Source organism: Acutalibacter sp. JLR.KK004 (assembly GCF_036941085.1).
GTDB lineage: Bacteria > Bacillota > Clostridia > Oscillospirales > Acutalibacteraceae > Acutalibacter.
The window spans coordinates 1512160-1527302 of the sequence record NZ_JAYMNQ010000001.1; the positions used below are offsets into that span (position 1 = coordinate 1512160).

The following is a 15143-nucleotide window of genomic DNA, read 5'->3' on the forward strand; positions in this document are numbered from 1 at the left end:
CAGGGGAGGCAAAAACGTATTCGTGTCTCTGAAATTCCGTAAAACCCGGCTAAAATCCCAGAAAGGAATCCTTGCCATGAGTTTTTCAATCAAACTGGAAATGTCCGATCTCGTTCAGGAATACGCCATGTATCTGCGCAACATCAAAGGATTGTCCGCCAAAACTGTAGATGAATACTGCATGGATCTGCGCACGCTGTTCCGTTTCTTAAAGGTCAACTGGGCCTTGGTGCAGCCCGGCGTGCCACTGGAAGAAGTTTCCGTAAAAGACGTGGGCCTGGAATTTGTCCGGAACATCAAAACCTATGACCTGTTCGAGTTTATGAATTTTGTGGCAGACGAGCGCAATAATATGAGTTCCACCCGCCAGCGGAAATCCTCCTCGCTGAAATCCTTTTTCAAATACCTCACCGTCCACGAAAAGCTTTTGGCAGAAAACCCCACAGAAAACCTGACCCCGCCTAAAAAAAAGAAAGCGCTCCCCCATTTTCTTTCTCTCGAACAAAGCATCGAACTGTTACAAGCAGTAGAAGGCCCGGACGCAGAGCGCGACCGCTGTATCCTGACCTTGTTTCTCAACTGCGGAATGCGCCTTGCTGAGCTGGTTTCCATCAACATTTCAGATGTGCTCTATAACAATTCCACTCTTCGCATCCTGGGCAAGGGCAACAAGGAGCGCATTGTATACCTAAACCAAGCCTGCCTGGACGCTATCAACAGCTACCTGGCGGTACGTCCCAAGGACGGCGTAATTGATCGCAGCGCCCTCTTTCTCAGCAACCGGAAAACCCGCATCAGCCCTAAAACTGTGCAGGCTATGGTAAAGAAATACCTGGATAAAATCGGCCTCAGCGGCCCCGGTTACTCCGTACACAAGCTGCGCCACACAGCCGCCACCTTAATGTACCGCTACGGCGATGTGGATATCCGGGTGCTCCAGGACATTCTGGGCCATGCCAATCTGGGCACCACAGAAATCTATACGCACACCTCCAGCAATCAGATGGAAAGCGCCATAAATGCCAACCCTCTGGCCCATGTATCTCCCAAAAGCGAGAAGAAAGAACGGAAAGACGAGGAATAGAAAAACAGCAAAAAATAAGCAAGTCTTGAGAGACGAAACCGCCTTTCAAGACTTGCTTTTATTTTTTGTCCGTCATAGATTCCTCACAGGATTTCTGCATCATATGGCGCTCAACAACAGGATAAACCATAAAATTCACCAGGAACATGGAAAAACCGCAGCCGAACAGCCCGAAGAAGATAGAAAACACCAAAAGATTCAGCACCAGCAAAGGCAGGCTGCAAAAAAGCACCAGTACGCTTAAAAGGAGCGTAAGCAGCAGATTCCGCCCAAGGCCTACAACTGAAAAAATCAAAGCATTTTTGTAGGCTTGTCTCCATTTCAAATGGAACGTAACCAGCATAACCGGCAGATAATATTGGGCAAACAGGCACAGCAGCCCCAGCATCACACAGGGCCATAAAAGGGCATAATACAAGGGCTGGCTTTGGGCTGCCCAGCCATAACAGGCAATGGAAGTAGACAACACTGCAAACTGAAGATAGCACATAGCGCCCCCCAGCAGGAAGCTTTTCCAGTTGGCCCTCACAGCGTCCCAGAAATCATACCAGATAAAAGCGTGTTCTTCCCTTACATAATTCCTAGTAACAAGGGCCAGCCCTGCCCAAAATGGAGAAAGCAGCACCAGCGGTGCCGGAACTGCCCACAGCCTCCACATATCCAGCCAGAAGCCTTTCATTTCATAAGGAGCCGGGTGGGAAAACTGCTCCCATCTGCACCACTGTATACCGTTTCCCGACTCTGGCAAACGCATCAGATAGTGCGGCAAGAAAAACTCCAGCGCCGCCATCAAAGCCAGCACTAGCAGAATCGGAACCAGGAAAAGCAGGTTCAGCCGCACCAATTGGGAAAATTTCCGCCCCCAAAGCTGAAAAAACCGCGCTGGCGCTGCTTTGAGCTTTTCCTCTCTGCGCACTTCAGGTTCAGACCCGCCATAAGGCCTGAACACACCAAAGAAAGGCAAGCCGCTCCCTCCTTTACCCCAGCTTCCGTTGGGCTTTGGGATGGCAGTCATGATACACCTGATTCACATGGCTGTCCAAAAGCTGTACATACACTTGGGTAGAGGAAATATCCGCATGGCCCATCATTGTCTGAATGTCCTTGACAGAAGCGCCGTTTTCCAATAGATGGAGGGCAAAGGAGTGGCGGATGGTGTGGGGCGTAATTTCTTTTGTAATGCCTGCCTCCACCGCATAGCCTTTTACAATCTTCCAGAATCCCTGGCGGGTCAGCCTGCCGCCGTTCAGGTTCACAAAAAGAGCTTCGCCACTGTCCGGCCCGGCAATCAAGCCCCGCATCCGATATATATAGTCAGACACCGCCACCACAGCAGAAGGGTAAATAGGGATGGAACGCACGCCTTTGCTGCCCCGGCAGTACAGCACCCCGGAACGCAGGTTGATGTCCTGTATGTTCAGATTGATAAGCTCCGAGGCCCGGATGCCTGTCGCATACAGCAGCTCCAGCATGGCCTTGTCCCGGCAGCCCTTCGGCTCTGTGATATCCGGCTGGGCAAGCAGCAGCTCAATCTCTTCCCCCAGCAAAACCTGGGGCAGCTTTTTCTCCGCCTTTTCCAGCTTTACCGCCTTGGCCGGGTTATGATCCACAAGCCCCTGCATAATAAGAAACTTATAAAAACAGCGGATAGAAGCCAAATTCCGAGAAATAGTAGTGGTAGAGCGCTTTAAATCAGCCAAATGCTGCACAAAGGCTTGGATATCCCGTTCGTCTGCTTCTAGAGGCGTAATATCCAGCCTGCCAAGAAACTCCAAAAAATACTGGACATCCCGCAAATAAGATTCCCGCGTGTTAGCAGAATTGGCCTTCTGCTCCATAAGATACTGCGCGAACATAGAATGGAAATCGTACACGTTTCAACACCTTCTTTATGATGGAAATATACTGCCGTACAGCACAGCCAGCAAGCCTCCCACAAGAGCAGCCATAACCGCAAAAGACAGGAACAGGAAAAAGTCCATAAGATAACGGCGGAAATTCAGACTTTCTTCCTGAGGGCTGAACCCGGCCTTTGCCAGGCGCTTGGAAAAAACCATGGTGCGGGTGGCGAAAAGCAGGAGCAGCAGAGATGCAAGGGCTGTAACAGGCGTATAAGTACATGCCGCCCGGCCCAGCCCGGAAAGCCCGTCCACAGTAAAAAAGGAAAGGACTCCCAGGCCCACAGTAACGCCTTTCAGAAAGATGAAGGCTGGCACAGCCGCCACTCCAAAAGCGGTCATTCCTAAAAGGAACAACAAGATAAGGCCGATAAGCATATTCAACAATAAGGTGGAGAAACAGGGAAAAAAGCCCCCCTGAGGGTCGGGGATTCCCGAAAAGAACAGGGGCAGCACTTGCCCGCTATGAAAAAAATCAAAAGTGCCTCCGGCTGCCGCTCCAGCCACTGCGCCACATAGCAGCAAAGCCAGCAAAGGGCAAAAAACAGCTTTTCGGGAAAAACGCCGGAGAAAGGGGATGTCTTGGAAGAGCGCGCGGGTTTCTTTTGCTTTCATGAAGCACCGTCCTTTACTTTTTCACAGGGAATGTATGGAGCTTATGCCACATATCTATGAAAAAGGGGCCGCGCCTATGTCTCTCTTTCTGAATAAAAGCCGCGATGTATAAAAAGATTATTTGTAACTCAAGTTGCATCCATGCGTAATATGCAGTGGACAGGACCAAACTTTATGCATGGCAGGGTGCTGTCCCTTTGCATATGAGCGGGAAAACTGCCTGTAACAAGATAAAGGACTGAGGATGAAATAAAAGAGGTATATATTGGGCTTTTTCCGAAAAAACCCGGGGAAAGCCTTGCTTGTTTTTCCACAATGCCATAAAAACCGTGTGGAAATCCCCGCTGTACCGGCAAGCGATCCAGCCTGGGAATTCCCCTTGTCCTATACTATACCCCATCTGCACGAATTTTGCAAGGGGTTTCAATGAATATTTTTTCTTTTTTCGCAGTACCTCAAGATTTTATGTATTTTGGATTATGTAAACTTATGAATATATGCGCCTTGTGGTTATGTAAAAACACAGAAATATGGTATGCATAAAAATACACACAGCTAGGCCGTGTGTATAAAGGTTGAAAATATGCTTGTTTTGCGTTTAAAATTTCACTTTCGCTTTGCGGTTGGCCCCCAGAACCCCCCCAATGGCTCCGCTGGCTAAAAGTGCCGCTATCTTTCCCGCGCCGCTGATAGCAAAAACCTCTCCAGCCATAAAATAAGATGCCACACTGATGCATACAGCCAGCAAGGCCCCGGACGCCAGCCCCAGGTACAGCCCCTTCTCTTTCGCCGCCAGTGCCGCAGCCAGCCCGCCTAAAAAAGCAGCGGCACAAGCTGCGGCAGTGGTTATCAGCGGCAGGGAACCTTGGGGCAGCACGCCAGCCCTTGCAATAATGAACGCGATAATCGCCAGCAGCACAAGGCTGCTCCCCCCTATTGCCCCGGCGGAAAGGAGTATGGATCGGATAAATTTCATAAAAAAGACCTCACAGCTCAAGTTTGTACAATACTATGAGCTGTGAGGCCTCTTTATGCTATATTCTGTTTTTGGTTCTTAGAAGCTGCACCAATCCTATCGGTACAGCTTCTTATTCCTTCTCTTCCTCATGCACAGTGTCCACGCTGCCGATAGCCCAGCGCTTAATGCGCATCTTTGCTTTGTCGCTGCCGGTTTCAATGACGATAGACTCTGTCTCGTCCTTTATCGCCACAATGCGCCCGCATATGCCGCCAATGGTGGTAATCTCATCCCCCACCTGGGCGTTGTTGCGCATTTCCGCTTCCTTTTTCTTCCTCTTGTTCTGGGGCCTGAAGAAGATAAAATACATGCCCACAATGAATACGGCATATATCAATAGAACAACGATCATGTTCATGCCGCCGCCTTGCTGGGTGGTCAGGGGAATTAATTGATTCATTTGTTTTTACACCTCCGAGTTTATCTTTATGATTATAACAAGAAAGCTGTCAACATGCAAGCAAAAACTGGATTTTTCTTGATTTGTTTATATTCTGCGGCTCAATTTCTCCACATTCTCCCTGTAAAAGCCCTCAAACACCCCTTCATCCAGAGACTTCCGTATCTTTTCCAGCAGATTGTTATAAAAGAAAAGGTTGTGCATCACTGTCAGCCGCATTGCCAGCATCTCCCCAGCCTTAAAAAGATGGTGGATATAAGCCCTGCTGAATTTCTGGCAGGTCGGGCAGGAGCATCCCTCCTCCAGCGGCGCTTCGTCCAGCTCATATTTGGCATTCAACAGGTTCTGGCAGCCCTCCATGGTAAAGGCGTGGCCATGGCGGGCGTTCCGGCTGGGCATTACGCAGTCAAACAGATCAACGCCCCGGCGCACTGCTTCCAATATATTGGCAGGCGTGCCCACGCCCATCAGATAGCGGATTTTGTCTTTTGGCATAAACGGCTCTATGGATTCAATAATATGATACATCTCCTCCGCAGGCTCCCCCACTGCCAGTCCGCCAATGGCATACCCGTCGCAGTCCAGGGCGGCAATGCGCTTCATATGCTCTATGCGCAAATCCGCAAAAGTACACCCCTGGTTAATGCCGAACAACAGTTGGTTTGGATTTAACGTATCTTCCAGGGCGTTTAAGCGGTTCATTTCCGCCTTGCAGCGCTCCAGCCACCGGGCGGTACGGGCGCAGGAATTTTTCGCATACGCATATTCCGCTGGGTTTTCCACACACTCGTCAAAAGCCATGGCTATAGTAGAGCCTAAATTGGACTGGATGCGGATGCTCTCCTCCGGCCCCATAAAGATGCGCCTGCCGTCAATGTGGGAGGCAAAGGTTACGCCTTCCTCCTGGATACGGCGCAGCTTTGCCAGGGAAAACACCTGGAAGCCGCCGCTGTCCGTAAGCACCGGGCCGTCCCAGCCCGTAAACTTCCGAACCCCTCCCAGTTTTTTCACTGTCTCATCTCCCGGCCGCAGGTGCAGATGATAGGTGTTGCAAAGCTGAACCTGGCATTTCAGCTCCCGCAAATCATAGGCAGACACAGCCCCCTTAATGGCTCCGGCAGTGGCGACATTCATAAAGGCAGGCGTCTGCACTGTGCCATGGACAGTTTCAAATTCACCCCGGCGGGCAGCGCCCTCGGTTTTTAGAAGCTTATACATATGTTCCCCCGTTGCGCGAAAGCTCAGCCTTTCGCCCTTTCCTGTAAATTCATTTCCTGATAAAGCCGCGTAAATTATACAAAATCTTTATTTTATCTAATATATGTCCTTGGCCCCAAAAAGCAGCGGCGCAAGGACACCCCCGCGCCGCTGCTTGCATGTTTGCCGGGCGCAGCTACCTATGCTGTCCCAAGAAGAACAGGGCTACTGTGCCCGGGCCGGAATGGGCGCCAATCACAGGGCCAATAAAGTTTATATAGAATTTTTTCACGCCCAGCGTCTCCCGAATCCTCTTCTCCACATACTGGGCGTCTGCCAGGCAGTCCCCATGGCTGATAAATACAGTCTGTCCGGCAGGATCCAGGGCTGTTTCTGCCATCTTGCGCACCAGCTCGTCTAAAGACTGCTTCCTGCCCCGCACCTTGGAAACCGGGATCAGATGGCCTTCATCGTCCACATGAAGCACAGGCTTAATCCCCAGCATAGTGCCCACCAGAGCCGTAGCGGCAGACACCCGCCCGCCCCTCTTCAGGTGGTTCAGATCATCCACCGTAAACCAGTGGCAAAGGTGCAGCACATTTTCCTTCAGCCACTCCAGCAGTTGATCCAGCGTAAGCCCGGCCTTTTGCTGCTGGGCCGCCAGATACACCAGCAGCCCCTCCCCCATGGAGGCGGCAAGAGAGTCGAACACTTCCACCCTGCGCCCGGGGAACTGCTCTTCCAACTGCTGCTTGGCAATGAAAGCGCTCTGGCAGGTGCCGCTAAGGCCGGAAGAAAAGGCGATGTACAGCACATCCTCCCCCTCAGCCAGCACAGGGGAAAACACCTCTATAAATTCCTCTGCGATTATCTGTGCGGTGGTGGACGTCTGGCCTGCCCGCAGCTTGTTATAAAAGTCCGGTATAGGCATCCCTCCGCCAGGGATATTCCGGTGCGTCTGGTTTTCCAGCATAAAACACATGGGAATCACAGTCACCCCCAGATCTTCTATCATCTCCGGGGTAATGTCTGTGGTAGAATCAGTAATAATCCGATAGCCTGCCATGAAAGCAGCCCCCTCCTGTATAGGAATTTCTGCCCGAAAGCCTTCTGCCAGTATGCCCTTCTTTACAGAAAAAATGCAGGCAGGTATTTCCTGTTTGGCATATTATACTACAAATTTCCCTGCCTGTAAACCTTATTGAGGATGGCTGTTCCGTCTGGACTGCAAATAATCCTCCAAAATCACAGTGGCTGCCACTGCGTCCACAACAGCCTTGCGCTTTTTCCCCCGGGTATTTGTGGCGTTCAGGTAATTGTGGGCCGTTATGGTGGTGCCCCGCTCATCGCAAAAGTCCACAGGCAGCCCGGAAGCTTCTGCCAGCATGGCCCCCGTTTCCCGGGCCTTTTGAGCGCTCTCCCCTTCGCTTCCGTCCATGTTCCGGGGCAGGCCCACCACTAGCCGCTGTGCCCCTCTTTCCCGGGCCGCGGCAGCAATCCGCTCCACCAGACGCGCCCTGTCCCGCTCCTGTATCACAGCAAGGGGAGAAGCCAGCACCTCTCCCCGGTCGCACACTGCCAAGCCCGTCCGGGCCTGGCCCAAATCAACCGCTACAATAATCATACTGGCCCACTGCCTCCAAAACGGAATTCCACCGGCGGGCGGCGCAGTTCCTCTGTAAGATGGGACATGTCATTTAGTTTTTTCCAGGAAAGCACGCCGTTTTCCTCCTCCAGTATGCTCACCCCTGTGTTGCCGAACACCGCGCTTTCCCGTATGCCCGCAAGAAACCCAGATGCCACCCGGGCATACAAGTTCCGGATCACCCCGCCATGGGTGGTAGCCAGTACAGTTTTCCCCCGGTTCTCCTGTATAATGCGGTCAATAGCAGCGTTCACCCGCCCGTACACCTGCTCCATAGATTCCCCTCCGGGAAACTGGCATTGATCCGGCGCTTCATCCCAGGCCTTGGCTGCGGCAGGAAACTTTTCGGCAATTTCCCATAGGAACAAGTTCTCCATCTCCCCCACATCAATCTCCGAAAGCCCTTCTTCCACCTGAATGGGCAGAGGGTGGAAACGGCAGCAGGCCTCAGCGGTTTTCATGGCCCTGGTTAAGGGGCTGGAGTACACCGCGTCTAAATGAATATTCCGGAAGCGCAGCGCCAGCAGTTCCAACTGCTGCTCCCCCTGAGGGCTTACAGGCGCGTCAAACCGCCCCTGGAACCGCCCCTCTACATTCCCCGTAGACTGGCAGTGCCGCACAATGTAAAGCCGCGTCACCACGGGCGCACACCTCCCGTCAGTTCGGAAAGGCTCTTAATGCCCTGCTCCTCCATGAATCCTCCAAGGCCCTCCAGAATCTTCTGGGGCGCATAAGGGTCTGTAAAGAGCACCGTACCAATCTGCAAAGCTGTGGCCCCAGCCAAAAGCATCTCCACCGCGTCCTGCCAGGTGGAAATACCTCCCAGGCCCACAATGGGAATTTTCACCTTCTGGGCTGTCTGCCACACCATACGCAGGGCAACAGGCAGCAAGGCCGGGCCGGAAAGCCCTCCTGTGTTGTTGCGGATAATGGGCCGGCGGGTGCGGATGTCAATGCGCATACCCGTCAGGGTGTTAATCAAAGACACCGCGTCTGCCCCTGCCCTTTCCGCCGCCAGGGCCATTTCGGAAATATCTGTCACATTAGGGGAAAGCTTCACCATCAAAGGCTTTTTGCAGTGTTTTCTCACCTCCTGGGTAATGCCAAACACTCCTTCCGCCGTGGTGCCAAACTGCACCCCGCCCTGCTTCACATTGGGGCAGGAGATGTTCAGTTCCACCATGTCCACACAGGTATCGTTCAGCTTCTCCACAGTCTCGCAGTAGTCCTCCGGAGCATTCCCCGCCACGTTGGCGATAATGCGGGTGCCCTGCCTTCTAAGCCAGGGAAGATCCTCCTTTATGAAGTGATCCACTCCAGGATTTTGCAGCCCCACAGCGTTCAGCATTCCTCCCGGCGTCTCCGTCACCCGGGGCGGCGGATTGCCAGGGCGCTCCTTGATGGTGATGCCCTTGCAGGAAATGCCCCCCAGCAGGGACAAAGGGTACAGCTCGCCATACTCCCTGCCAAAGCCAAATGTACCTGACGCGGCAATAAGGGGATTGGTAAACTCCACCCCTGCCACATGCACCTTCATTTTAAGCGCAATCTTTCGCGGTTCCTTTTCCAGCACAACCCCTTCGCCATCATCCAGGCGAAGCACCGTACACTGGTTCTCCTTTTCATACTGGCGGCACTTCTCCTCCGTATTCCCATCCTGCCGCTGCTGCTTGCTGTAATGGGGCAGGATCTGCACCTGGGCCAGCTCCAAAGCCCGTAGGTCTGTAAGCCCCACCGTATTCATCTCCGGGCTATACTGGTCGATAAGCCCCAAAGTAGGCCCCAGCACCAGCGCCCCGGCGCTCCAACCAATCAGCAGGCCCATTTCGGCAATTTGGCGCAGCGCCCTCTCCCCCTTATGTTCCCGGATGGAATGAAGCAGGTAGTAAGGGTTGCCGCCTATCAGCTCTACCACACCATATTGGAGAAGCTGCTCTGCCGGCTGGGTGTCGAAGTCAAAGATATCTGTCTCCAGGCCCAGATAGGCAAGCTCACGGCAGCAGCGCTCCACATGGTAGTTTTTTTCCTTATATTCCGGGTCAGCCGTCACCACCAAGGCCGCCTTTTTAGCGCCTTTTATATGCTTTTGTGCCTCCTGCAGCAATTCATAGCTTGTCAGGCCATTTGAACACAGCAAAACCATATGCGTTCCCCCTACTTAAAGTTATATTCTGCTCAAAGCCCCAGCCCGATAGCCCGCTTGTCCCCCGCGTAGCCCCTGCCGGGGAACCCTTCCCTGGCAAGCTTTGAAAACCTTCCGGAAAAGCCATAAGCTTCAAGATCCTCCACAGGCACAAAGCGCACGTCGGATATGGGGTTTTCGTCCTTGGAATTGTCCGGCAGCCGGAGCGCGCCTCCTGTCCGCTCCAGCAGGAAGGTAACATGCAGCAGGGTGTGCTGGGACTGTTCCGCGTCGCATACATACAAAAGCTTTTGCACCCGAACCTGCAGCCCGGTTTCTTCCTCTATCTCCCGGCATACTCCCTGCCCCAGGGTTTCCCCCTGCTCCAGCCGCCCTCCGGGCAGGGACCAACCCCGGTTATCGCTAAGCCTCTGCTTCACCAGAAGCAGGCTGCCCTCCTCCAGCAGCACCCCAGTCACGCGCACCTGAAAGTTGTAGCTCACAACTGCACCATGCAACTGCTGAATACCGGGCCGTCCTTGCACACATGCCCGAAATACTGGCTTCCGTCCTCCCGGAGCAAAGGCGTGGCGCAGCCCAGGCAGGCCCCAATGCCACAGGCCATCCGCTCTTCCAAGGAGAGATAGCAGGGCACGCCCCGGCTCTCTGCCAGGGCCTTTGCCGCCCGGAGCATGGGGGCAGGCCCGCAGGCAAACACCGCGTCAAAGCCCTCCTGCTTTACAAGCTCTGTCACAAGGCCACGGTGCCCATAGCTGCCGTCGTCTGTGGCCACAGAAACCTTTGCCCCAGCCGCCCGGAAATCCTCCTCCAGAATAACCGCGGCTTCATTGCGAAATCCCAGGCAGGCAACCGCCTTCTCCCCTAACCCGGCTGCGCAGCCCAAAAGGGGCGGCACGCCAATGCCCCCGCCTATCAGCAGGGTGCGTTTGTTGCTGTCAAGGGGAAACCCTTTCCCCAGAGGAGCCATAATTTCCAGTTCATCTCCTGGTTCACATTCCGCCAGCTCCGCCGTTCCCTGGCCCCGAATCTGGAAGACAAAGCGTAGAAGGCCCCTTTCCCTGTCTATGCCGCAGATGGAGATAGGGCGGCGCAGTGTATGCCCCGGCAGGCGGATTTGGGCAAACTGCCCCGGGCAGGCTTTCTCTGCAAGCCCCGGGCAGGAAAAGACGTAATCGAATACATCTTCCGTAAGCTTCCAGGCTTCCTCCAGCCTGCACATCACAGAATCAAACTTTTTCATATGCCCTCCTTTACAGAGGCAGCTTCATCTGCCCCACACAGCCCATAATCTCATCCCGCATCCGCAAAGCTTCCCTGCGGGCAGCACCGGCAAAGTCTTTGGGGTCGCAGTTTTCCTTTTGCCAGGCGCACATAATGCCCCGGGAGGAATTGACAATAGCCCCCAGGCCGTTCTTGTCAAAGCCCTGGGCCACGTCGGCGGCAGCGCCCCCCTGTGCGCCATAGCCGGGCACCAGGAAAATGGTGTCTGGCAAGGCTTTGCGCAGTTCTTTAAGCTGCTTAGGGTAGGTGGCCCCCACTACAGCCCCCACGCCGCTGTAGCCATATTTTCCAGGCAGCTTCTGCCCCCAATGCTGGCACATGTTGCCCATAGCCCGGTACAGCGGCTCATACATGGCATGGAGCATCTGATCCTGGAACTCTCCGGAAGAGGGGTTGGAGGTTTTCACCAGCACAAAAATGCCCTTGTCCCTCCCCGCGCAAACCGTAAGCAGCGGATCAATGCCGTCTGTGCCCAGATACCCGTTCACCGTCAGGGCGTCCGCCCCAAAGGCCTCAATTGCCTCGCCCTCCACCTCTGTCTCTCCCAAGTGGGCGCAGGCATAGGCCTGCATGGTAGCGCCGATGTCATTGCGCTTGCCGTCCGTAATCACAAACATGCCCTTGCTTTTGGCATAAGCAATGGTTTCAGCCAGCGTCCGCATCCCCTGCCAGCCGTACATCTCATAGTAAGCCGCCTGGGGCTTCACAGCGGGGACAATATCACACAGCCCGTCAATCAGCCCCTTGTTGAAGGCCAGCAAGGCGTCTGCCGCGCCTTCCAGCGTCTTGCCAAACTTTCCGTAGCTTTCCTCCCGGATATACTCTGGTATGTAGCTAAGCTTGGGGTCTAGGCCCGCCACTGTGGGATTTTGTTTCTCAACCATTTTTTCCAGCAGCCTGTCCATGGACATTGTCAGCACTCCCTTGTTTTTTAGATTTCCGCAGAAAGAAAGCCGCAACACAAAATGTCGCGGCCCGGCATGGTAAAACTATTCTCCGGCTTTCCCGCACCCACTGCCCCTTGGGCCGCGTCCTTTCGGGCTGGGCCTGGAAAACCTTGTCCCGGGTATCATATCACAATCCAGCCCGGTTGTCAAACACTTTTCTCCCCCGGAAGAAGGTGGCGGCTACACGCCCCTTTAGCGTCATGCCTTTAAAGGGGGTGTTCCTGCTTTTGCCATGCAGCTTGTTTTCCAGAACCTGCCAGTGCCCCGCCGGGTCAAACAGAAGGATATCCGCCCATGCCCCCTCTTTAAGCGTGCCTGCCGGAATGCCCAGTATGCGGGCCGGAGCAGCGCTCATCTTTTCCAGAATTTCCGGCAGGGAGAGCACCCCTTCCAGGGCCGTAAAGGCGGCGCAAAGGGAGGTTTCCATGCCAATAGAGCCGTTAGGCGCAGCATAAAAATCTGCCTTCTCCTTGGGGCTGTGTGGGGCGTGATCCGTTGCAATCGCGTCGATGGTGCCATCCTTCAGCCCCTCAAGCAGCGCCAGCCTGTCCGCTTCGCCGCGCAGGGGCGGGTTCATGCGGTAATCCGCGTCCCGGCCGCGGAGGGCCTCGTCCGTCAGCAAAAGGTAATGGGGGCACGTCTCCGCCGTAACAGGCAGCCCCCGGCGCTTATAGTCCCGTATCAGTTCTACAGAACCTTTTGTGCTCACATGACAGATATGAATAGGCGCGCCAATAGAAGCCGCTGCCGCCAGCTCCCGGGCAGTGCCGCAGTCCTCGGCGGCGGCAGGGATGCCGGGAACACCCAGCTCCTCAGAAACCGCCCCTTTGTGCATCAGCCCGCCCTTAGCCAAGTCCAAGTCCTCGCAGTGGGCGCAGATGGCAAGCCCCAGCCCGGGGGCTTGCTCCAAAGCCTCCAGCAGCAGCCGGGAACTGCCCACAGGCGCCCCGTCATCGCTTAAGGCAATGGCCCCGGCTTCTTTTAAAGCCTCAAAGTCTGTAAGCTTCTCTCCCTGCATCCCCTGGGTAACGCAGGCTGCCGTATAGACAGCAGCATCTGCCGTCCCGGCGCGCTCCAGCAAGTCCCGCACCAGTTCCGGGCTGTCCATAACAGGCCGGGTGTTTGGCATGGCCAAAAGGCTGGTAACGCCTCCGGCGGCGGCGGCCCTGCAAGCGGAGAACAAATCCTCCTTATAGGTCAGCCCCGGATCCCGCAGATGGACATGCATATCCACTAGCCCCGGTGCCGCCACCAGCCCCGCGCAGTCCAGAACCTCCTCCGCTTCCCCTATGTGCTGGAATAAGTCTTCCCCCACCTTGGCGATTCTCCCGTCCCGCAGCAGAAGATCCCCCGCCATGTCCAAAGACTGGCTGGGGTCGATAATATGGGCGCGCTTCAATAAAACCGTCATACTCTGCCACCTCTCTCAAAATACAAACTGGTCAGTCTAAAATGGCGTGCTGTACCGTCCACTTGGTCAGGGATAAAAGCTCCCGCCCGTAATATTCCGGGAACAGGATAGGATCTGTCTCCGCCACTAGGCTGTAAGCGGTGAATCCGGCGCTTTCCGCCAGTTGCAGCGCCCGGAACATGTGAAAGCTCTGGGTCACCACAGCCACCTCTGTGCTTATCCCCTCTTTCTCCGCAACCTCCATGGCATACACCATGTTCTCCCTGGTATTGTGGGACTTGTCCTCCATATAAATGCGTTCCGCCTCCACCCCCCGGCGCATCAAGCCGTTTTTCTGGGTAAGGGCTTCCGGGCAAGGCTCGTCCCCGCCCTGTCCCCCAGTGACAATGCACCGGGCCTCCGGATATTCCAGCAAATAAGCAGCAGCCGCATCGACCCGGTTCTGCAGGCTCACGCCCATGCGTTCCGCACTGTAAATTCTGGCCCCCAGCACAATAATATCCGTCCCAGGCGGCGGGGTGCGAAACTGTACGGAAAACATCAGCACAGTAAGGGCTGTCGCCCAGCCTATTCCCAGAGCATAGAGGACGGAAAATATCCGGACACAGATTTTTTTCCATCCGCCAGCCTCTGCAAGCCTCCGATAACACAGCAGCAGAGCCAGGCCAAAAGCGCACACGCCCAGCCCAAAGGCCGCGCCAAGCTGGAATCCGCCACGCAGAACAGGCAATAAAAACCACACACATCCGGCTGCGCACAATATGCACCCGGCAGCTTTACCAATCAGTTTTGCTTTCTTCATAGTGTTCTTTTCTCATCCCCAGTCCTTTCCCATTATTCTGCCCCGTAGCTTAGCGTTTGTGCTATCTCCGGGGTAATTTTCATTATACAACATTTTATCCCCGGGGTAAACTATTTTCGTACGCAAAAAAGATTTTCCTGGAGATTTCGCCTGAATGTGCCCCAGCCATAAAACAAAAACCGGGCACTCCCGCCTGACAGCGGGAATACCCGGCAAAACAACATTCCAGCAAAGCTTAAGAAAAGCCTGTCAAGGCTTTTCCCTTTCCTGCTTGGCGCGGCCCAATGCCATGTCATACTTTTTTCCTAAAATGCGGAAATGAATCTCAAATCCCAAGCAGAACACCAGGAAGATAACAAAGAAAATCACTACAAACATCCCCCAGGCAGCCAGGTTTTCCATGGGGAACCAGCGGAACGCTCTGGCAAACCCTGCGCATGTGCCAAAAACCAGCAGGCAGAAAACCGCCATGCGCAGGTAATAGCTGGGCTTTTTCAGCACGCGGCCTGAGAAAAACACATACTGCAGCAGAGTGATAATGCCGCACAGGGCCAATAGCTGATACACAGTGGCGCAGGCAATCTGCCCGTCTCCCCAAAAGGTGTCGATCAGGGTGTAAATGCACAGCGATCCTGTAAAGCTCAGACAGCCCCAGGTTTTCATCTCTCCTACAAACTGCAAAAATTTTTTCATAATGCACTC

General features: G+C 54.3%; 17 protein-coding genes and 1 pseudogene. 1 reads left to right on the top strand and 17 read right to left on the bottom strand.

The window, feature by feature from the left end; genetic code table 11:
- The first annotated feature begins 76 nt into the window (after positions 1-76).
- A complete protein-coding gene (locus tag VSQ30_RS08340; protein WP_334463338.1) occupies positions 77-1084 on the top strand; it encodes a tyrosine recombinase XerC in 1008 nt (335 codons plus the stop codon).
- Positions 1085-1142: 58 nt separating this feature from the next.
- On the opposite strand, the gene VSQ30_RS08345 is transcribed toward VSQ30_RS08340, so the two are convergent.
- From VSQ30_RS08345 to VSQ30_RS08425, 17 genes and pseudogenes are all read right to left on the bottom strand, one after another.
- The gene (locus VSQ30_RS08345) at positions 1143-2048 is read right to left on the bottom strand and encodes a DUF624 domain-containing protein (protein WP_334463339.1); all 906 of its coding nucleotides are present in this window, start codon (positions 2046-2048) and stop codon (positions 1143-1145) included.
- 13 nt (positions 2049-2061) lie between these two features.
- Positions 2062-2958 (bottom strand): tyrosine recombinase, encoded by an 897-nt coding sequence (locus VSQ30_RS08350; protein ID WP_334463341.1) that lies wholly within the window; start codon positions 2956-2958, stop codon positions 2062-2064.
- A 15-nt stretch (positions 2959-2973) separates the two neighbouring features.
- Positions 2974-3300 (bottom strand): hypothetical protein, encoded by a 327-nt coding sequence (locus VSQ30_RS08355; RefSeq protein WP_160641336.1) that lies wholly within the window; start codon positions 3298-3300, stop codon positions 2974-2976.
- Positions 3301-4195: 895 nt separating this feature from the next.
- Positions 4196-4573, bottom strand: coding sequence for a TIGR04086 family membrane protein (locus VSQ30_RS08360; protein ID WP_334463344.1), 378 nt, complete (start codon positions 4571-4573; stop codon positions 4196-4198).
- A 112-nt stretch (positions 4574-4685) separates the two neighbouring features.
- Positions 4686-5015, bottom strand: a complete 330-nt coding sequence (yajC, locus tag VSQ30_RS08365; RefSeq protein ID WP_160641334.1) for a preprotein translocase subunit YajC — start codon at positions 5013-5015, stop codon at positions 4686-4688.
- An 87-nt stretch (positions 5016-5102) separates the two neighbouring features.
- Positions 5103-6233, bottom strand: coding sequence for a tRNA guanosine(34) transglycosylase Tgt (gene tgt / locus VSQ30_RS08370; protein WP_334463346.1), 1131 nt, complete (start codon positions 6231-6233; stop codon positions 5103-5105).
- A gap of 175 nt (positions 6234-6408) precedes the next feature.
- Entirely contained in the window at positions 6409-7278 is an 870-nt protein-coding gene (locus VSQ30_RS08375; protein ID WP_334463348.1) for a DegV family protein, read from the bottom strand.
- A gap of 132 nt (positions 7279-7410) precedes the next feature.
- On the bottom strand, positions 7411-7836 hold the full coding sequence (ruvX, locus tag VSQ30_RS08380) for a Holliday junction resolvase RuvX (RefSeq protein ID WP_334463351.1): 426 nt from the start codon (positions 7834-7836) through the stop codon (positions 7411-7413).
- Positions 7833-8498, bottom strand: a complete 666-nt coding sequence (locus VSQ30_RS08385; protein ID WP_334463353.1) for a histidine phosphatase family protein — start codon at positions 8496-8498, stop codon at positions 7833-7835. The genes ruvX and VSQ30_RS08385 overlap by 4 nt, the downstream gene beginning before the upstream one ends.
- Positions 8492-9394: a dihydroorotate dehydrogenase gene (locus VSQ30_RS08390; protein ID WP_334464831.1), complete on the bottom strand. Its 903-nt coding sequence runs from the start codon at positions 9392-9394 to the stop codon at positions 8492-8494. Before VSQ30_RS08390 ends, VSQ30_RS08385 begins: the two co-directional genes overlap by 7 nt.
- 33 nt (positions 9395-9427) lie before the next feature.
- A pseudogene (locus tag VSQ30_RS08395) lies at positions 9428-10000 on the bottom strand (Type 1 glutamine amidotransferase-like domain-containing protein); the annotation flags it as partial.
- A 32-nt stretch (positions 10001-10032) separates the two neighbouring features.
- On the bottom strand, positions 10033-10482 hold the full coding sequence (locus tag VSQ30_RS08400) for an NUDIX hydrolase (RefSeq protein WP_334463355.1): 450 nt from the start codon (positions 10480-10482) through the stop codon (positions 10033-10035).
- A complete protein-coding gene (locus tag VSQ30_RS08405) occupies positions 10479-11240 on the bottom strand; it encodes a dihydroorotate dehydrogenase electron transfer subunit (RefSeq protein ID WP_334463357.1) in 762 nt (253 codons plus the stop codon). Before VSQ30_RS08405 ends, VSQ30_RS08400 begins: the two co-directional genes overlap by 4 nt.
- Before the next feature lie 10 nt (positions 11241-11250).
- Positions 11251-12192 (bottom strand): orotidine-5'-phosphate decarboxylase, encoded by a 942-nt coding sequence (pyrF, locus tag VSQ30_RS08410; RefSeq protein ID WP_334463359.1) that lies wholly within the window; start codon positions 12190-12192, stop codon positions 11251-11253.
- 163 nt (positions 12193-12355) lie between these two features.
- Positions 12356-13639 (bottom strand): dihydroorotase, encoded by a 1284-nt coding sequence (locus VSQ30_RS08415; protein ID WP_334463361.1) that lies wholly within the window; start codon positions 13637-13639, stop codon positions 12356-12358.
- 31 nt (positions 13640-13670) lie between these two features.
- Positions 13671-14441, bottom strand: a complete 771-nt coding sequence (locus VSQ30_RS08420) for a YdcF family protein (protein WP_160641325.1) — start codon at positions 14439-14441, stop codon at positions 13671-13673.
- A 249-nt stretch (positions 14442-14690) separates the two neighbouring features.
- Positions 14691-15134, bottom strand: a complete 444-nt coding sequence (locus VSQ30_RS08425; protein WP_334463363.1) for a DUF3021 family protein — start codon at positions 15132-15134, stop codon at positions 14691-14693.
- Positions 15135-15143 lie beyond the last annotated feature (9 nt).